Here is an 18,619-nt window from a genome sequence, read left to right on the forward strand (position 1 = left end):
CACATTAAAGGAAGTCAAACAAATTTCACATAAAAATCAATATAAATCTATATTCACTATGTATTTTCCGTTCTCAGTTTCAAGCTCAGACTGCATCCACTCTATCATTTCCGCATTGCACACTGCCTGCAAATCATTCTGCGCGGATTGATTCAATTTGTCCTCTCGTAGATCTGCTTTTATCACTAATTTCTTTATCAAATGCTTAACTGACACATTATTATCTGCTTTTATCTTTCTGATAATATTTAATATCTGAATAACATTATCTCCCATTTCCTCTGAATATTTATCGTAGATAAGTTCTTCTTTGCTTGGCCAATTACTTTGATTGTGTACAGAATTATAACTATACAACTGGTGGTATATCTCTTCTGTAATGTATGGCAAGAAAGGTGCAAATAACCGCAAAATAACATTTAACACATACGCCAAGCTTTGTTTTGCACTTAAGGTTGCTTCACTGCTTCCGTACGCGCGTTTTTTTACTAATTCCAAGTAGTTATCACAAAAGTCTTTCCAAAAAAATTCCTCTATTGCGCCCAAAGCTTCGCAGTATTCAAACTGTAATAGGTTATTTGTTGCTCTACCTATTACTTTGTATAACTTAGACAATATCCACTTATCCATCGTCTCACTGATGGAATTTATGCTTACTGTTTGATGCTTTTCCATGAACATGGAAACAAACTTGCTAGCGTTCCAAAGTTTTGTAACGAGGCGCTGGCCAATTTTGAATATATTTTCAGAGTAGACTGTATCAACTCCAAGCCTTGAGTTCGCTGCCCAATAGCGCACTACATCAGCTCCATAAGTTTCAAGTATTACATGAGGAGTGATGATATTACCTTTTGATTTACTCATCTTTTTCTTATCATCTGCTAAACACCAACCGCTGATCATAATGTTTTTCCAAGGTAAAGAATTTGCATGATAATGTGCCTTTAAAATAGTATAAAAAGCCCAAGTTCTTATTATCTCATGGCTCTGGCTGCGCAGATCTGCAGGAAATATCGTATCATAGCGATGATTTGGTAAGCTAAACTCACTGTTTACTGCCAGTGCACTCAGTTGAGGAGTAATTGAACTTGTGGCCCAGGTATCCATTACATCTTGATCTGGGATAACCTCTTCTTTGCTATACCCTTTTGGCAAATCTTTCAATGGATCTATAGGCAGGTCCTTTACTTCAGCTAGAATAATTTTACCTTCTTCTCCCTTACGTTTGGAATACCATGCTGGAAATGGCACACCAAAATAGCGCTGCCTTGAGATGCACCAGTCCCAATTTAGCCCTTCTATCCACACTTCCATACGTTTACGCATAGTAGCTGGATGCCAATTGCATTCTTTTACTTTATCTAATACTTGAGCTTTTTGCTCTAAGGTCTTGATAAACCATTGATAAGTAGGTAATATCTCAAGTGGTGCACCAGATCTTTCTGCACACTTAACAGAATGAGAAATGCTAGTGCTTTCTATCAAAAGTCCTTTTCCACTCAAGATTTCAATCATCCTCTTTCTTGCTGCTGTAACTTTCAATCCATTTATTTCATCGTAGATTCCAGTGTCAGCTACTTTCATGACGCCGGGGTGTGGTGGAATGACATCATCTAGGTTCATCCTCCCATCCTGATCGATGATAATTTTCATCGGCAGGTTATGCTTTTGCTGCCAATATATGTCGAGTTCATCACCAAACGTACAGCACATAACAAGCCCAGTGCCTTTATCTATTTTGACCTTATCGTCAGCAATGATTAGTACTTTTTCCTTTGTAATTGGCACTACCGCTGTTTTTCCGATCAGATGAGTGTAGCGCGCATCCTCTGGATGACAAAAAACTGCAACGCATGCGGGAAGTAACTCAGGTCGCGTAGTTGCAATATTGATCTGCTCATTTTCTTGAGTAGAGAAAACTATCGTGTTTAAGGATGACTCAAAAACTTTATCTTCTATTTCTGCTTGCGCAATTGCTGTTTTATCAACCGGGTCCCAAAGGATGGGCTGCATTTTTCTATATGCATACCCTTTATTATATAGATCAATAAACGACATCTGTGAAAGCGTCACAGTTTCCTTGCTGATCGTGTGATATTCCAAATCCCAGTCATAACTAATGCCGACCGATTTAAATAGTTCCTTGAATTCTTGCTTTGATTTTTCAATAACCTCATGGCACATCTCTATAAATTTTTCTCTGCCAACTTCTTTTGCACGGGTTTTATAGGTTTGTTCAACCAATCTTTCAGTGGGAAGCCCGTTATCATCAAACCCAATTGGGTAAAACACATCTTTCCCCAGCATGCGCTGAAACCTTGCAATAAAGTCCGTGTGGCAATAGCTAAATATATGGCCAATATGGAGTTTTCCCGATATTGTCGGTGGAGGTGTGTCTATAGTGAAAGTGTTATCCTTTCCACCATTCCACCTGTAAACTTTACTGCCTTCCCACAATATGTTGCATTTGTCTTCAACTTCTTTAAAGCCGTATTTTTCTTTTAACATAAATATTTCTCAATTTTAAACCTTAAGCTAGCAACGTTATACCGCGGCGGTATCTCTAGATCCCGCTAACAAGCAGCGGAATGACGATGGTCGGTAAACCTAAATTACTTTAGCTATAGCACAATTACGGCAATTTTACGCCAAAATTTTTTGTTTACGAACATAAATTTTCTATGCTATGATAAAAATATTACTTGACCTTAGGTTCTAAGGGTATTATGTAATGTTAAATTATAATTGAGGTTCGTTATGCTAAGCTTAAAGAATGGTACAATACAGGTTGCCGATGATAAAATAGTGCTTGTTATAAAAAAAGATGATTATGAAGAATTTAAAAAGTATAAAAACGTAGATAAGAGTGGTGCTATAATTGATGACACGTTTTATGTGGGCTGTACGCTAAATGATCAACAACTATATATTACTGGTTCTTATCCTCAAGAAGAACTAGGAGATAATACAATCATGAATGTAAAATCCGTTGGGAAAAAGGGTGGCAAATATTTTAGTCGCCTAGAAGAAATGAAAAATCTGTTAGGCCTTAACGATAGGAAAGAGGAGATTATGGTAAAAGCCCTATCTTGCCATCCCACAGTACAATTGTTAGAAGAGAAAAATGTTAAAACAACAGAATTGGAAGCTGCAGAAGAGCAGTTAAAGGGGAAAAATGAAGAATTAGAAGCTGCAAAGAAGAAAGCTGAGGAGGAATTGAGAATTAAAACACAAGAATTACAAGATCAATTGGACACAGCTCAGCAGGAAAAACAAGACTTAGAAGCTGAAGTGGAAAAACTAAAGGCAATAGATTCTACAGCGTTGCAGCAGCAGTTAGAAGAGAAAAATGCTAAAATAACAGAATTGGAAGCATTAGATGCTGTGGCGTTACAGCAAAAGTTAACAGAGAAAGAGAATAAAATAACAGCATTAAAAGCTCAACCAGATGCTGCTGTTACGAAGTTAGAGGGTGAAAAAACAACACTAACAAATAAAATAAAAGATTTAGAAGCACAGTTAAACAACCAACCAAATGCTGCTCAGTTAAAAGATAAAGACGAGAAAATAAAAGATTTAGAGGCACAGTTAAGCAACCGACCAGATGCTGCTCAGTTAAAAGATAAAGAGGATAAGATAAAAGAATTAGAAGCTAAAATAAACCAACCAAATGCTGAAGTTGAAAGCCTAAAGAAAGACTTACAAGCTCGAAATGCTCGAGTTCATCAGTTAGAGAAGGAAAATAAAGAACTAGAAGCTAAAAACAAAACAACTGAGCAACCAAAACAAGGCAATGGAGGACGGTACACTGCTACTGTTGGTATGGGTCTTGCTGCTGGACTGATAGCATTTACTGCACTTGAACGTACAGTGAGATTAGATATTTGGGTAATGGTTGGTATAGCAGTAGTATCTACACTCGCAGTTGGTAGTATTACATATGCAGCATTACCTAGTACTCAAGTGAATGGAGCGGAAGTGCAAGGAGTAAGTGGGGGAAAAACAAGGCAGCTTAACACAGTTTGTTGAGCTGAGACGTACGTGTCAAGTAAAACACTTGACGCGAACTTCAGTTTTTGTATTCCTTCATTAACATAATATAATTTTGTGCCGACTGCGCGATATGTTTAATTTCTTCATTCGACATTTTTTTGAAGAATTTTGCTGGCCTGCCAGCCCATATTTCCCCACTTTTTATCACTTTTCCGTGTGTTACCAGTGAGCCAGCAGCTACCATAGCTTCAGGCTCCACAACTGCATGGTCCATCACGGTAGAGCCCATACCAATAAACGCCTTATCATGCACCGTGCATGCGTGCAACACACAAAAATGTCCCACTGTTACCATGCTGCCAATAATTGTGTCACCACCTGGGTTTCTATCCACATGAATTACCGTTCCATCTTGAATATTTGTTCCATTACCTATTTTTATTGATCCAACGTCCCCTCTGATTACACAATTAAACCAGATGCTTGCATCTCTTCCTATTTCAACCTTGCCTATGATATGCGAACCACCTGCGATGAAAGCACTTTCGTCTATTTTTGGTTCATAATCTTTATATTTTAAAATGTGATACATATTAAGCCCAAAGTCTTATGCATATGTTAATCAAAATAAGGTAAGCAGTAAATACATACTTAGATTTCAAGTTATTTGGGTGACAGATGTTCTTGACTTACGTGCTTTGTACTGCTAAGATTTTTATTTTCAGCCCTATCTATAATGTCAGTAGCGGTATTAAGTATATTTCAAATAATATTGGTTGTTGTGTTAGTAATTTTAGTGCTCTTGCAGCCGCCTGGAAGTAGTTCGTTAAGTGGTTTTAGTAATACACAACAGGGGGTCAACTCGATGATTCCAGTGAAATCTTCTGAAAACCCGCTCAGCAGAATAACGGCTATTGTTGCTGGATTGTTTATTATAAACACATTGCTATTGTCAGGATTATGTTCAAAAGACGTACATAAAAAATCGATCGCAGAAAAAATTATATTAGAAAAAAAGCAAGAAAGTGAATCTACTTCTGTTCCATTTGAAAATTAATGAAGGAAGCTAAATTTATCTTTGTCACAGGTGGAGTTGTGTCATCGCTTGGTAAAGGCTTAGTTGCTTCGAGTGTTGGTGCGCTTCTTCAAGCTCACGGTTTTAAGATCCGTATCAGAAAACTTGACCCGTATCTCAACATTGATCCTGGGACAATGAACCCAACTCAGCACGGAGAGGTATTTGTTACCGAAGATGGTGCTGAAACTGATTTGGATCTTGGGCATTATGAGCGTTTTACTGGAATTAAAGCAACAAAAGATGACAATATAACAACTGGTAAGATATATCATGAGTTATTGAAGAAAGAGAGGCGTGGTGATTATCTGGGCAAAACTGTGCAAGTCATTCCTCATGTAACAGATTTGATCAAATCGTTCATTTTTAATGGTACGGAAGGTTTAGATTTTGTAATATGTGAAATAGGCGGAACTGTAGGTGACATTGAAAGCCAACCATTTTTGGAGGCTATACGCCAAGTTAACTACACATTAGGAAAACAAAGAGTTATCCTTATTCACTTAACTTTAATACCATATCTTACCGCAGCGCAAGAATTAAAGACAAAGCCAACGCAGCATTCAGTTCGAGAGTTAAATTCCGCGGGGTTACAACCAGATATTATATTATGCCGCAGTGAGAAAGAAATTTTCGATAATCAAAGAGAGAAAATAGCTAAGCTTTGCAATGTTTCTTTATCCAATGTGATACCTGCCCCTGATGTGAGTCATATATATGAGTTACCGGTGTTGTATAGCCAATGTGGGCTTGATACGCAAATTTTGGAGCACTTTCATTTAAGTAAGCCAAAACCAAGCTTGACTGAATGGGATCAAATAGTGCATTCCATAAGGCACCCAACACAGGAAGTTACTGTATCTATAGTGGGAAAATACACCGAATTCCCTGATGCATACAAATCACTGGTTGAAGCATTAAATCATGGTGCGATTAGTAATAAAGTCAAAGTAAAGATAAATTGGGTTAACTCAAGAGAGAAGGAAGAAAAACCTATAAATGAAAAACTTATAGGAGAGAAATTACAGAATTCTCATGCAATCCTTGTTCCAGGGGGGTTTGGTGATGACGGAGTAGAGGGTAAAATATTAGCAATAAATTATGCCCGTACAAATAATATCCCATTTTTCGGAATTTGCCTTGGTATGCAGCTTGCAATTATTGAATTTGCTCGTAATGTTGTTAAGCTTGAAGATGCACACTCTGAAGAATTTCGTAACTGTAAACATCCAATCGTTAAGTTAGCTGGCGATCAAGATGACGATCTTGGTGGAACCATGAGACTTGGGGCATACAAATGTAATATAAATGCAAACTCTAAAATGATGGATGCATATAGTAACACTACTATTTCAGAAAGACACAGGCATAGATACATAATCAATTCAGATTATAAAGATGATTTGGAAAAAAATGGGCTGCTATGCAGTGGCATATCAGAAGATGGAACGTGCATAGAGGCAGTGGAGTTAGAGAGTCATCCGTGGTTTATTGGTGTGCAGTTTCATCCAGAGTTTCAATCAAAGCCGTTTTCTCCTCATCCTCTTTTTGTATCATTTATTGAAGCAGCAATTGATAAGAAATAAGTGCCTAGTGTTTAAGTATCAATATATGGAGCTTGCCATAGAGCAAGCCAAACTCGCTCAAAAAAATGATGAGGTGCCCATAGGTGCTGTAATAGTGAGTGGAGACAATATCATTTCTTCTGCACACAATATATCCAGCGATCCAACTGCACATGCAGAGATGTTAGCGATCAGACAAGCATTTTCAACTTCCACGCTTTGTGATACTGATATGTACGTAACATTAGAACCATGTCCGATGTGTGCTCAAGCTATTTCCTTTGCCAGAATTAAACGATTGTACTTTGGAGCTTATAATCCCAAAGGTGGAGGAATCGAAAATGGTGCTAAGATATTTCAATTTTGCAGCCATATACCTGAAGTTTATGGTGGGATATTAGAAACAGAATGCTCTTTTTTGTTAAAGGATTTTTTTGAGAAATTGAGAACATAGTTTAAGTCTATCAATTGTCATTTGCTTGCTTATCTCTGAAACGTATCCGTTCAGGAGAGTGGTTTAAGAAACAATAGATAGGAGATTTTGGAAAGGATTGAGACCCCTTTGTTTCCAAGTTAAGTATAATGAAATTATCCGCTCAAGGAATGTATTTCCCCGCTTTGATTGTGTAAAATATGAGTTTTTGCGATAAACGACATAATGCCGAATTTGCCGTTCAGCGTGGTTATTTGTCAGCGGAATATTTTCTGGGTCATCTAAAAATTTCCACATCATTCTTTCAGATCTCAGAACATTTTTTGCAACTCGAGAGGCTCCAATTGCTTCAGGTAAACGAGATATCTCCTTCAAGTAATACTTTGTACGTTTTCTTAATTTTCTGGCACGTCTGACAAACCTCAAAACATCTATCTCACTTTTTAGTAAAGCTTTTTTTAGTGCAAATAATTCAGTGGCCACGTTTCTCAAGTAACAACCCAGAACTTTAACTTCAATATTCCAACTATGTGCTAATCTTTCAAAATCTCTTGATAAATGTGCCCAACAGATTTGCCTGTTTTTATCGGCAAAATAATTGTATGCTGCATACCTGTCAGTTATTACCAAGCTATTGCGATTGCAGAATTTACTATTTTGTAAAACTTTCATTCCTCTTGACTCTGTAAATTTTACAAAACTTGCCGTATTGCTTGCAAACATCCAACACCAAGCGAGTTTACCTTTGTTATAATGGCTCGTTTCATCAATATGTAGAACTTTACTCCTACTTATCTCTTGTTCGATCTGCTCATACATTTTTTTGCATTTTGAAGCAACTCTATGTTCACTATTTGATATGCTACCGACGCTTATGTTCAAATTGAAGATATCATTTACGACACTCGCTATTTCGCGTTTTGAATTTTTGTAGAATCCGCTGAACGCTGCAATTATTGACTTAACCCTTGGACCAAATGTATCTGGCGTAACACCTTCCGGTAACTTGCTACTTCTTCTCTTTCCGCATCTCCGACAACGGCCATGTTCTAACTGATATTCCACTACATAAGGCTTGATTTCTGGAAGATCAACTTTCTGATGAATATATGGTTTTTCACATATTGCAATTTCTCCTCCGCATTCGCAAGTATTAGGCAACTCTATCTTTACTACTTTATCTGCATCCATGTTGGCGCGAAAACTTCCTTTATGACCAACCTGACCGCCAATATTCCTTTCGCTTTTCGGCTTATTCTTTTTTATTTTATACAACTCTTTGGAACTTGGTATTGATGAATTTTTTGAGCTTAAACCGAGTCTTTCTCTTAACTCAGCATTTTCTATCTTTAAAGCCTTATTTTCTGCTTTTAAACTTTCATTCTCTTTTTCCAATCTTTCTATTTTTGCTTCTAACCTTTCTATTTTTTGCTGTAAATTTTTGCAAAGTTCTAAAAGGTTTACCATATTATTTCACTTTTGCTCTATGATTATCTTTTTAGATCACCTTGTCTACCTTATTCTGCCACTCCGCTGAACGGATACTCTGAAACTATCTTCACTTTTTTCCATATAGCCGCCTCTAGTCTAACTGTGCAGATCGATTTGCTGCCACGTGCGTAATAAGTACAACATTAGAGTTGCTAGATAAATTATTATTAGTACCAGCTTCAGCGGCCAAATAACGACCATCTTCAGTACATGTGAGTATATAATTTAATAGTGTTGCGGCTGCTTCCCTATCATTCAGTTTTGGGTCCAAACAATAATCTATCAATTTACTAATTGACTGTTTATTTGTAACTCGACCCTCAAACTCCCTGAGAGATCCTACTCTCTCTCCTAAGTTTATAACGAATTGCTGCGTTTCTTCAGGTGTAAGTTTACCTACTCTGTAATCTAACTCATTTGCGGTTCTTGCACGTTCTACTTCTTTGTGTCCATAGCAGCCTAATAGGTTACTTATTGCCTGTACCATACCATTTAGACTATTTGCAAGTTCTACTCCTAATATCCTATACAATGACTCTTGTACCGATGTCGTATAAACTTCATCAATCACTTCTTTCAGGCAGACCAGAGTATAGATTATAAATTTTCTTTCTTCTCTTGATTCTGATAGGCTCTTTAAAATATCAGTAAGAGTTGGTACTATAACATTCCGCACAACTTCTTGATTTCTTATTAAGTTTGGTACTGTATTTTTTAATACCTTAGCCCACTGCTTATCTTCAGGCAATTTTCTTTCACTTATGGCAGTTAAAATTGTACTTCCAAGAATTGGATCAGTTATTGCCTGAAAAATAGCATATGATACTTCCAATGATAAATGGTAAACAAGCGATAATAGATGTAAATTGGAAATAGGGATGCTGGAGCGTATCTTTAGAACATCTTTAACAGCAGCATAGAATTTCTTTAAAGTACTAGAATCTCTGGCACCTTGAAGTTCTTCAAAATTACTTAACTTATTAATGAAATTTTCTTGTATATTTTGAAATCTTGCTTCAATTAATTCCTTTTTGGATGTCATTTTTTTAGCTACACTTTCAGTCTTTTCCTTTACTTCCAGGTATAGTGCACCTGCTTCTGCTCCTCTTTCTGCTATAGTTGATAACCCGCTAAACAAATCATTAGCTGCTTCTTCTAGACTTATGTTAAATACAGCATTATTAACAATTACCTCGTGTTTGCGTTCCCCTTTTACTTTTTTATATAATACAAACAGAGACATAGATGCTATTGCAGTCAAAAAGAAGGTCACAGCTACTATTACTAACACTAGCGGAGACATTTTAATTAGAGTAAACGTGGCTGCAGCTCCCATACCAAGCGAAAACATCGCTACACATCCAACCGCTACTTGGAAATACAACTTACAGTTTTTCTTATTATTTGAAATGTTTGCGTTATTTGGAATGTCTGCTCTGTTTCGTAAAGAAACCCGATACCTTCTATATCTCGATTCTGAAGAGCTTGTATCAGTAAAGATGACCCATTATGCGAAACATTTGCTCCTAGATCTATACAAGATTGAGCACTATCAAATAATTTATTGTTGAAAAAATACTCCAATAGTGTTTCACCAGAAGGCAATTTGAAATTTTTTACTAACTGCATGTTTTCACTCTGATCACCTCTTTCTATATATAGCTTGAATAAATAAACAGCTTCCCTAGGAGCTATTCTTGCGTGAAAAGCATATTCAAATGCTGTAAGGTTATCATGATTTTTGATATAGAGATCTGCACCATTCTTAAGAAAATCATAAAAAGTAGCGTTAGCTGTATAGGTTTCATCACATTCAATTAAGCGCTGCTTAATAAAATTGACAACAGCGTAGTGTAGTGAGCTATTTCCATTATTATCTGGTATATTAACGTTAACTCTTTGTTTTATGAGATATTTTGCATGGCCCAACTTATCTTGAATAATTGCATTTAGTAATAACGTTCTTCCTTCAGCATCTTGAGAATTTACTCCTTCATGTGCTCCCCTTTCAAGCAATAGCACAGCATTTTCAACATCACCTTTTTCAGCTGCAACACTCAGTAGGGCTTGATCACCTTTATTAACATTAATGTTAGCACCATTTTTTAGCAACCAATCTATAACCTCTTCCTTTTCGCATCTGTCCTCAATCTCTAATGCTTTTGTAAGCACATCAAAGCAGTAGTTATGGTCAGAAACAAGTTTATTTAAATCTAATTCCCCTATATTAAGGTTGCGTGAGTATAAAAACTTTTCACTATGTTGTGCTCCATATTTTTGCAGCAAGCTATACATTTCACTGCCATATTGAGCATAATCCAAAGCAGTACAACCATCATTATCCTTAGCATTTACTTCTATTTTTTGATATAACATAGACAATGGCAAAAACCTTGCTACCAGGTACTGAGACACTTCTTTTTCATTAGCTTCTAAAAACAACTCAACAACTTTTCTATTTTCATTCCTAACAGATCTATGCAGTACAGTACGATCGCTAGCATTTATAGTATCAATCCTACTGCCATTGCTTATTAATGAACTTATAACTTTCGATGAGCATTTTTTTTCTATAGCAACGTCTAGAATAGTTTTGCCATTTTTTGTAGCATTTATATCTAAATCTTCCTTGATAAGCTGCTTAATTCTGTTTTCCCTATCGGTGCTGTTTTTTATTCTCAACACATCTTCAAAGTACTCAAAATTAGACCACGCATCACACAATGCTTCATTTTCTACTGATTTTTGTATTCTTTCTGAGTAAGCAATATCTGAATGAACAGCATTTCCTGCTTGTTCACGTACTATATTAATTCTATTATTATTTTCTGTATTTGTTGTCATATACCCTCTATAAAGCCTAACTTATATCATACTATATTTGTGACGCTTGTAAAAACTTAAATTTACAGTTGGAAATACTGTTTTTTTAGACGAATAGAATAAGAAATTAGTGTTACGCATAAAAAAGTTTATCATGGCATGTGTTTTTGATCGTTCTAATTTTTCCGCAATAAAATTTTCTCATTTAGCGAGATTAGCGCATTTTTCACACCTTTTTTCAACTTAGGAGAATACACACTTAAGAGAAAACTAAGACCAATCAAATTTCTTATCTTGCGGTTTTATTTGCAATATTGCTACCAGGCTGACCAATAAGCAAAAGACTACATAAAGCCCAGCGGCAAAGTTTACTTGAGGAAATGTTATAGTAAACCAAGTGCATATCATAGGAGTAAATCCTCCATGTAACGCATAAGAGATGTTACGTGATAAACTCACTCCACTAAATCTAACATTGGTAGGAAAAAGTTCAGCAGCAACTATTCCTATAGGATTTATACCCCTTTCTATTATAGAAAGAGCCATTACACCAAGCATAATTATAAGATAACTTTTATAGTAGTATGCAGTAGATAACACAGGACAACACAGTACCATTGTGATCACTGTAAATAAGATTGTAGTGCGCTCTTTTCCTACTTTATCAGCTAACATTCCGAGCGCTATTGAAGATACCGGCATTAATATACTGGTTATAATGAGCACAATTTCATTGACATATGTTGTTACATACGTCTCAACCGACACTATTTCTTTTGCAATTGTTCGAAGAAATATGGTAAATCCAACAACAACATTAACAGGTACAGATATTAAAATAGCAAGTATCAGAGCTCTCTTGTAGCGTTTTATAAGCTCTATTATTGGCAAATCAGATAAATTCCTTTGTTTTCGATTTTCTTCATATGCTGGAGTTTCTCCTAATGTGTATACACTATATGCGCTGATTAACCCCAAAACAAATGAAAAAGTAAACGGCAACCTCCAACCCCAAGCGTTAAAATCAGTGTTTTTTTTGCAGATGATCACTACAATCACAGAGAGCAAGATGCCAATGGAGCGACCAAAACTTATTATTCCAAAAAACATTCCTAGTTTTTTCTTATTAGGTAAATGCTCTATGAGATAAACAGAACTGCCTCCTTGTTCAGCGCCAAGCGCAATCCCTTGTGTCACATGGATTGCAAGAAGCAATATAGTAGAAGTTATACCTATTTTGCTATAACTTGGAATAAACGCAACGAGACTAGACGGAATCGATATTAGCAAGATAGCAATCGTTAATGCCATTCTCCTTCCATACCTGTCACCAATGTGACCAAATATGAATGCGCCAAGTGGCCTTACCATAGCACCCAGTCCTGCAATTCCAAACAATTGCAGTATTCTGTTGTAAACATCTTTTGCACAACAAAACTCTCTACTAATTATGTTAACCAGATCGATAAAGAGCATATGGTCATACCATATTGCGATTCTGCAGAGAATAGCTGATATCAACACCCTTGTTTGCACTAAATTTAATTTGTAAATGTTTGCTTATTTCATTGTGGCTGCTTTTTGGGATTTTGCAACCTAAGGTGTGGGTTGACTTTTTTATTATGGTGTGTGAAACTAAAATGTTATTAACATAGGGACAAAGTTATGGTGGGTGTAATTTATTTAGCGATGCTGGGCGTGGCAGCAATAATAGGAGCTATAATAGGCACTTTAATAGGTCTCTTACTAAGTTTCACTAGTCTTTCACCTCTGATAATAGGCGGAACTGTTGGAGCCATCTATGTAGTGCCATTAATTGCAGCTTTCATAACAATTCTTTTGTATCCAATTCCATATGAGCGTCATAGCGGGTTAACATTAAAAGAAACTGCGTGTCTAGCTGGCTTGTTTATTGGAAGTGTTGCAGCCGGAGTTGGCCTTGTTGCATGTGGCTTGACTCCAATAATTAAAGTAGATTCTTTATCAACTACAGTTAGTTCTTTGTTAGCTATGGGAGCTACAATACCAGTACTTCTGATTGCAACTGCAATTGGAGTAGCTATTGTAATCGAGCTCGCTAAGCAAGCTAAGGAGTACATATCAGGTAAAATAATGCAAGCAGAAAAAGAACCTGTGACTGATACACATGAAGAACCAGGCTCTAAAATGGAAGAAGCAAAAGAAGAAAAAACTGCTAGAAATAAGCAGGCAGTACGGGAATGTTCAAAAAACTCACCTCAACCTGGTTAAAATTTTCCTTAAAAGACAAATACAGAAAAACAAGAATATCAATAGCTTATTGTTTTAGCATTTACGATAAAGCAGTAAGCATTTTAAGACTAGTTACTAATTTAGTAAAATTCAAGACTTTCAATAATTTACCTAAAATCTAATCCAGAATTCGGGTTAATAATAAAATCTTGTTTTTTGAAAATGAATTTGGTAAACTTTGGTGATATATTGTTTTTAGTATTTAATAAATTAAAGTACGTACTTGATAATTTTTCTGAACGCTCTAATCAAGCTAAAATAGGTAAGCTAGATAAAATTATTCTTAGTTTAAAATTGGTATAAGGTATTAAGATGAAAAAAATTGAAATTTCAGAATTACTAAAAAGAATTTCAATCTGTTTACTATGCGTGGCAACTATTATCTCTATCGCTTTTTTGTTTGCCTATATGCATACAATGTTGCTTAGTAAAGGGTATGAGTTAGCTGCACATTATGTTAGTGAAGCTATGCCTTGTGTGTTACTTGTCGTTTTCTTTTTTATTGCTTGGTTTATATATGATCAAATATTCAGCAAACTAAAGGAAGTAGAGCTGCCTATATCGATAGAATTAGCTAATTCAGATGATAAAAGAATAACATTTGCTGATGCTATAATTGATGACTCCTTAAGACAACGGTTGCAGATGATTTGCTGTGACCAAATGACAGAAGAAATGCGCAAGCTGTTTGGAAATAAAAGTATTAATTCACTAAGAGGTTACATATTATATGGCCCTCCTGGAAATGGTAAAACACTTATCGCTCGTGCAATTGCAGGTGAATCAAATATGAATTTCATAAGCATCTCAGGTCCTGAACTTATTGGAGTATATATTGGTCATGGTGCACATGCTGTACGCGAGCTTTTTAAAATAGCAAAAAAATATTCTCCTTGTATAGTCTTTATAGATGAAATAGATGCAGTTGCTCAAAAAAGAAGTACCGCTAATAACTCAGCTTACCATTGTCGAGAGAGTTTAACACAGTTGTTAACTGAAATAGATGGATTTAAGAGCAGAAAAGATATAATAGTAATTGGTGCAACTAACCTTATCGGTGGTATAGATCCAGCACTTATTAGACCTGGACGTTTAGGTCAGAAGGTTTATGTCCCTAATCCAAACATAGAGGTGAGACAAAAGATATTGGCACTTTATATGCGAGGTACAAAAACTGATGAAAAGCTAAGCCTCCAAGACATTGCAGACAAGACTGAAGGCTATTCTGGAGCTGAGTTGGAGCAATTAGTGAATGAAGCAAAAATTAGCGCTGGTGCGCAAAGACGGCTTATAGTGAGTGAGGAAGATTTCAGTTACGCGCTTCACAGGTTAAGTCCAGAACAAGAAAGAGATAGAATAAGGTTAGTTTCAAACGTGAAGACACCGACAGAAGTATCTTATTCTATTTAGAGTATAAAACTATCATAAATTTTTCTGTTATTTCCAAATAAATTGCTATTAATTTAACAACATACATTACTAAAAGCTTAAATAATCCAGCCATTTCCAGCAACAAAAAACAGCAAGCGTGAGAAGATTTTTTTTTGGAATGAGTTGGTCATGATGTTTGTAAAACTTAATTTGTACACTTTACTTACCCCCAGTAATTCTGATATAGTTACTTTAGTTAAAGTCTATAAAAGTTTATAAATGGCAACCTTAAGTGTAAGAGAAGCTTTATGCACAGCAATTAGAGAAGAAATGCAAAACGACTCTGATGTGCTTATCATGGGTGAAGAAGTTGCAGAGTATGATGGTGCTTATAAAGTAACGAAAGGATTACTGAAAGAGTTTGGAGAAAACAGAGTAGTTGATACGCCTATTACCGAACATGGATTTGCTGGCCTTGCTGTTGGAGCGGCATTTGCTGGATTAAAGCCAATAGTCGAGTTTATGACTTTTAATTTTTCTATGCAAGCTATTGACCAAATTGTGAATTCCGCAGCAAAAACAAATTATATGTCAGGCGGACAACTTGGATGCCCTATAGTATTTCGTGGACCAAATGGCGCTGCAGCAAGAGTTGCTGCACAACATTCTCAATGCTTTGCAGCTTGGTATTCGCATATACCGGGGTTAAAAGTAATAGCACCCTATTTTGCCTCAGATTGCAGAGGTCTGCTTAAAGCTGCAATTCGTGACCCTAATCCGGTAATATTTCTAGAAAACGAAATAGCTTATGGACATGAGCATGAAGTTTCTGACTCTGAGCTATCAAACAAAGATTATCTACTTGAGATAGGCAAAGCTGCTGTTATACGGGAAGGAAAGGATGTAACTATCACTGCTTTTTCATTAAAATTAATGGATGCCTTAAATGCAGCAGATTTACTTTCGAGTGAAGGTATAGAAGCTGAAGTTATTGACCTCAGAACCTTAAGACCACTTGACACTCAAACTGTTATTAACTCTATTCAGAAGACTAATAGGTTAGTTAGTGTAGAAGAAGGATGGCCATTTGCAGGAATAGGAGCAGAGCTGTCAGCCGTTGTTATGGAACAAGGATTTGACTACCTTGATGCTCCAGTTGTACGTGTAACTGGCAAGGACATCCCCTTACCTTACGCTGCAAATCTAGAAAAAAAAGCATTACCGCAAGTGGAAGATATAGTTGAAGCCGTGCATCAGGTCTGTTTTAGAAAAAAATAGTTCTTTTTTGTGTCTCCTGTTCCGCATTGGTCCATCAAAGAAGTATTTCCAGTGCTGCCTATACCACCCATTACTTTTATGACGATAGTTTTAGCACCGAAAAATACAGCACAAAATATACCGAGTGCAAAAAGAGCTGGCCATGGCATTCTACCAAATATCGCAAGCAAAGCTGCACCTATTATCACTACGGTCATAAGCGGTCCGCCTATTCCCCAAACGTAGCCAATAATGTTACATATTACTTGAGCAGTTGTATCAGTATTAGTGTCAGCGGCAGCACTCCCAACATGAGAAAAAGAAATAAATAATACTATAAAAAGAATATTAAAAACTTTCCTAGGGTTCATCTCTATACCTTAAATTTAGATATTGCAATTATACCTAAAATACTATAATTTTTAGTAAAACTAGCATAAAGATTGAATAACAAACAGTGCCACAAAAGTAGTTGACACACAACTGCACAAATATTGTAATATAGACATAGTAAACGATATTATTCCAGTGCTTGACGCTGGAATCCAGACTTTAATTGTTATATTTATAAATAAGTCTGGAACGTTCATCTCAAATGCAGTATTTTTGTTGAAATAGCTCAACTGGATCCCAGTGTCAGCTACTCGGATGACAGCAGTCCTACGTCATACCGCCGCGGCGCTAACAAGTAGCGGGATGACGGTTGTCGTTTAGCCATAAACATTAAGAAATTTACCGTATCCGTTCAGGAGAGTGGTTTAAGAAACAATAGATAGGAGATTTTGGAAAGGATTGAGACCCCTTTGTTTCCAAGTTAAGTATAATGAAATTATCCGCTCAAGGAATGTATTTCCCCGCTTTGATTGTGTAAAATATGAGTTTTTGCGATAAACGACATAATGCCGAATTTGCCGTTCAGCGTGGTTATTTGTCAGCGGAATATTTTCTGGGTCATCTAAAAATTTCCACATCATTCTTTCAGATCTCAGAACATTTTTTGCAACTCGAGAGGCTCCAATTGCTTCAGGTAAACGAGATATCTCCTTCAAGTAATACTTTGTACGTTTTCTTAATTTTCTGGCACGTCTGACAAACCTCAAAACATCTATCTCACTTTTTAGTAAAGCTTTTTTTAGTGCAAATAATTCAGTGGCCACGTTTCTCAAGTAACAACCCAGAACTTTAACTTCAATATTCCAACTATGTGCTAATCTTTCAAAATCTCTTGATAAATGTGCCCAACAGATTTGCCTGTTTTTATCGGCAAAATAATTGTATGCTGCATACCTGTCAGTTATTACCAAGCTATTGCGATTGCAGAATTTACTATTTTGTAAAACTTTCATTCCTCTTGACTCTGTAAATTTTACAAAACTTGCCGTATTGCTTGCAAACATCCAACACCAAGCGAGTTTACCTTTGTTATAATGGCTCGTTTCATCAATATGTAGAACTTTACTCCTACTTATCTCTTGTTCGATCTGCTCATACATTTTTTTGCATTTTGAAGCAACTCTATGTTCACTATTTGATATGCTACCGACGCTTATGTTCAAATTGAAGATATCATTTACGACACTCGCTATTTCGCGTTTTGAATTTTTGTAGAATCCGCTGAACGCTGCAATTATTGACTTAACCCTTGGACCAAATGTATCTGGCGTAACACCTTCCGGTAACTTGCTACTTCTTCTCTTTCCGCATCTCCGACAACGGCCATGTTCTAACTGATATTCCACTACATAAGGCTTGATTTCTGGAAGATCAACTTTCTGATGAATATATGGTTTTTCACATATTGCAATTTCTCCTCCGCATTCGCAAGTATTAGGCAACTCTATCTTTACTACTTTATCTGCATCCATGTTGGCGCGAAAACTTCCTTTATGACCAACCTGACCGCCAATATTCCTTTCGCTTTTCGGCTTATTCTTTTTTATTTTATACAACTCTTTGGAACTTGGTATTGATGAATTTTTTGAGCTTAAACCGAGTCTTTCTCTTAACTCAGCATTTTCTATCTTTAAAGCCTTATTTTCTGCTTTTAAACTTTCATTCTCTTTTTCCAATCTTTCTATTTTTGCTTCTAACCTTTCTATTTTTTGCTGTAAATTTTTGCAAAGTTCTAAAAGGTTTACCATATTATTTCACTTTTGCTCTATGATTATCTTTTTAGATCACCTTGTCTACCTTATTCTGCCACTCCGCTGAACGGATACAATTTACCAAATGGAAAAAAAAGGCAAAAGAAGCCCCGTGGTTGGCTAATTACTTACATTATACCTTCAAGTATGGCGTTTTTTTATTCTAAATGCTTAATAACCGCGATTCAGTTGCTTT

16 protein-coding genes are annotated in these 18,619 nt (G+C 36.1%); 8 read left to right on the forward strand and 8 right to left on the reverse strand.

Going from position 1 to position 18,619, the window contains the following annotated elements:
* Positions 1 to 36: 36 nt before the first annotated feature.
* On the reverse strand, positions 37 to 2,508 hold the full coding sequence (locus EA652_RS01455; RefSeq protein WP_012673116.1) for a valine--tRNA ligase: 2,472 nt from the start codon (positions 2,506 to 2,508) through the stop codon (positions 37 to 39).
* A 249-nt stretch (positions 2,509 to 2,757) separates the two neighbouring features.
* Here EA652_RS01455 and EA652_RS01460 point away from each other — a divergent pair, with 249 nt between their 5' ends.
* Positions 2,758 to 4,029, forward strand: a complete 1,272-nt coding sequence (locus EA652_RS01460; protein WP_012673117.1) for a hypothetical protein — start codon at positions 2,758 to 2,760, stop codon at positions 4,027 to 4,029.
* A gap of 40 nt (positions 4,030 to 4,069) precedes the next feature.
* On the opposite strand, the gene EA652_RS01465 is transcribed toward EA652_RS01460, so the two are convergent.
* Positions 4,070 to 4,585: a gamma carbonic anhydrase family protein gene (locus tag EA652_RS01465; protein ID WP_007548882.1), complete on the reverse strand. Its 516-nt coding sequence runs from the start codon at positions 4,583 to 4,585 to the stop codon at positions 4,070 to 4,072.
* A 144-nt stretch (positions 4,586 to 4,729) separates the two neighbouring features.
* Between EA652_RS01465 and secG the strand changes: the two genes are divergently transcribed.
* Genes secG through EA652_RS01480 form a run of 3 tightly spaced genes read left to right on the forward strand, consistent with a single transcriptional unit; the run spans position 4,730 to position 7,087 of the window.
* The gene (secG, locus tag EA652_RS01470) at positions 4,730 to 5,050 is read left to right on the forward strand and encodes a preprotein translocase subunit SecG (RefSeq protein ID WP_007548880.1); all 321 of its coding nucleotides are present in this window, start codon (positions 4,730 to 4,732) and stop codon (positions 5,048 to 5,050) included.
* Positions 5,050 to 6,654 carry a CTP synthase gene (locus tag EA652_RS01475; protein ID WP_007548879.1) on the forward strand — a complete coding sequence of 535 codons (1,605 nt, stop codon included), beginning with the start codon at positions 5,050 to 5,052 and terminating at the stop codon, positions 6,652 to 6,654. Before secG ends, EA652_RS01475 begins: the two co-directional genes overlap by 1 nt.
* Before the next feature lie 25 nt (positions 6,655 to 6,679).
* The gene (locus EA652_RS01480) at positions 6,680 to 7,087 is read left to right on the forward strand and encodes a nucleoside deaminase (RefSeq protein ID WP_012673118.1); all 408 of its coding nucleotides are present in this window, start codon (positions 6,680 to 6,682) and stop codon (positions 7,085 to 7,087) included.
* 63 nt (positions 7,088 to 7,150) lie between these two features.
* Here the strand turns inward: EA652_RS01480 and EA652_RS01485 are convergent, their stop codons facing one another.
* From EA652_RS01485 to EA652_RS01500, 4 genes are all read right to left on the reverse strand, one after another.
* On the reverse strand, positions 7,151 to 8,533 hold the full coding sequence (locus EA652_RS01485) for an IS66-like element ISWen3 family transposase (protein WP_007548562.1): 1,383 nt from the start codon (positions 8,531 to 8,533) through the stop codon (positions 7,151 to 7,153).
* Positions 8,534 to 8,648: 115 nt separating this feature from the next.
* A complete protein-coding gene (locus EA652_RS01490; RefSeq protein WP_012673119.1) occupies positions 8,649 to 9,908 on the reverse strand; it encodes a hypothetical protein in 1,260 nt (419 codons plus the stop codon).
* Between the two features lie 17 nt (positions 9,909 to 9,925).
* Positions 9,926 to 11,401, reverse strand: coding sequence for an ankyrin repeat domain-containing protein (locus EA652_RS01495; protein WP_007548876.1), 1,476 nt, complete (start codon positions 11,399 to 11,401; stop codon positions 9,926 to 9,928).
* A 249-nt stretch (positions 11,402 to 11,650) separates the two neighbouring features.
* Positions 11,651 to 12,916, reverse strand: coding sequence for an MFS transporter (locus tag EA652_RS01500; RefSeq protein ID WP_007548874.1), 1,266 nt, complete (start codon positions 12,914 to 12,916; stop codon positions 11,651 to 11,653).
* Between the two features lie 129 nt (positions 12,917 to 13,045).
* On the opposite strand from EA652_RS01500, the gene EA652_RS01505 reads away from it, so the two are divergent.
* From EA652_RS01505 to EA652_RS01515, 4 genes are all read left to right on the forward strand, one after another.
* Entirely contained in the window at positions 13,046 to 13,630 is a 585-nt protein-coding gene (locus EA652_RS01505) for a hypothetical protein (RefSeq protein WP_012673121.1), read from the forward strand.
* Between the two features lie 183 nt (positions 13,631 to 13,813).
* The gene (locus tag EA652_RS06885) at positions 13,814 to 13,954 is read left to right on the forward strand and encodes a hypothetical protein (protein WP_167494748.1); all 141 of its coding nucleotides are present in this window, start codon (positions 13,814 to 13,816) and stop codon (positions 13,952 to 13,954) included.
* A 9-nt stretch (positions 13,955 to 13,963) separates the two neighbouring features.
* A complete protein-coding gene (locus EA652_RS01510; protein WP_012673122.1) occupies positions 13,964 to 15,061 on the forward strand; it encodes an ATP-binding protein in 1,098 nt (365 codons plus the stop codon).
* A 240-nt stretch (positions 15,062 to 15,301) separates the two neighbouring features.
* Complete coding sequence (locus tag EA652_RS01515) at positions 15,302 to 16,300, forward strand: pyruvate dehydrogenase complex E1 component subunit beta (RefSeq protein WP_012673123.1); 999 nt, start codon at positions 15,302 to 15,304, stop codon at positions 16,298 to 16,300.
* On the opposite strand, the gene EA652_RS01520 is transcribed toward EA652_RS01515, so the two are convergent.
* Positions 16,276 to 16,650, reverse strand: a complete 375-nt coding sequence (locus EA652_RS01520; RefSeq protein ID WP_007550935.1) for a TrbC/VirB2 family protein — start codon at positions 16,648 to 16,650, stop codon at positions 16,276 to 16,278. The genes EA652_RS01515 and EA652_RS01520 overlap by 25 nt on opposite strands.
* 387 nt (positions 16,651 to 17,037) lie before the next feature.
* Entirely contained in the window at positions 17,038 to 18,420 is a 1,383-nt protein-coding gene (locus EA652_RS01525; protein WP_007548562.1) for an IS66-like element ISWen3 family transposase, read from the reverse strand.
* Positions 18,421 to 18,619 lie beyond the last annotated feature (199 nt).

It is taken from the genome of Wolbachia endosymbiont of Drosophila ananassae (assembly GCF_008033215.1).
In the GTDB taxonomy this organism is placed as follows: Bacteria; Pseudomonadota; Alphaproteobacteria; order Rickettsiales; family Anaplasmataceae; genus Wolbachia; species Wolbachia pipientis.

Excerpts from the sequence above, each read along its gene's own strand:
- EA652_RS01490 (WP_012673119.1), bottom strand. The coding sequence starts at position 9,908 with ATGTTTTCGCTTGGTATGGGAGCTGCAGCCACGTTTACTCTAATTAAA.
- EA652_RS01475 (WP_007548879.1), top strand. The coding sequence starts at position 5,050 with ATGAAGGAAGCTAAATTTATCTTTGTCACAGGTGGAGTTGTGTCATCG.
- EA652_RS01455 (WP_012673116.1), bottom strand. The coding sequence starts at position 2,508 with ATGTTAAAAGAAAAATACGGCTTTAAAGAAGTTGAAGACAAATGCAAC.
- EA652_RS06885 (WP_167494748.1), top strand. The coding sequence starts at position 13,814 with ATGAATTTGGTAAACTTTGGTGATATATTGTTTTTAGTATTTAATAAA.
- EA652_RS01510 (WP_012673122.1), top strand. The coding sequence starts at position 13,964 with ATGAAAAAAATTGAAATTTCAGAATTACTAAAAAGAATTTCAATCTGT.
- secG (WP_007548880.1), top strand. The coding sequence starts at position 4,730 with ATGTCAGTAGCGGTATTAAGTATATTTCAAATAATATTGGTTGTTGTG.
- EA652_RS01480 (WP_012673118.1), top strand. The coding sequence starts at position 6,680 with ATGGAGCTTGCCATAGAGCAAGCCAAACTCGCTCAAAAAAATGATGAG.
- EA652_RS01465 (WP_007548882.1), bottom strand. The coding sequence starts at position 4,585 with ATGTATCACATTTTAAAATATAAAGATTATGAACCAAAAATAGACGAA.
- EA652_RS01520 (WP_007550935.1), bottom strand. The coding sequence starts at position 16,650 with ATGAACCCTAGGAAAGTTTTTAATATTCTTTTTATAGTATTATTTATT.
- EA652_RS01505 (WP_012673121.1), top strand. The coding sequence starts at position 13,046 with ATGGTGGGTGTAATTTATTTAGCGATGCTGGGCGTGGCAGCAATAATA.
- EA652_RS01525 (WP_007548562.1), bottom strand. The coding sequence starts at position 18,420 with ATGGTAAACCTTTTAGAACTTTGCAAAAATTTACAGCAAAAAATAGAA.
- EA652_RS01495 (WP_007548876.1), bottom strand. The coding sequence starts at position 11,401 with ATGACAACAAATACAGAAAATAATAATAGAATTAATATAGTACGTGAA.
- EA652_RS01460 (WP_012673117.1), top strand. The coding sequence starts at position 2,758 with ATGCTAAGCTTAAAGAATGGTACAATACAGGTTGCCGATGATAAAATA.
- EA652_RS01485 (WP_007548562.1), bottom strand. The coding sequence starts at position 8,533 with ATGGTAAACCTTTTAGAACTTTGCAAAAATTTACAGCAAAAAATAGAA.
- EA652_RS01515 (WP_012673123.1), top strand. The coding sequence starts at position 15,302 with ATGGCAACCTTAAGTGTAAGAGAAGCTTTATGCACAGCAATTAGAGAA.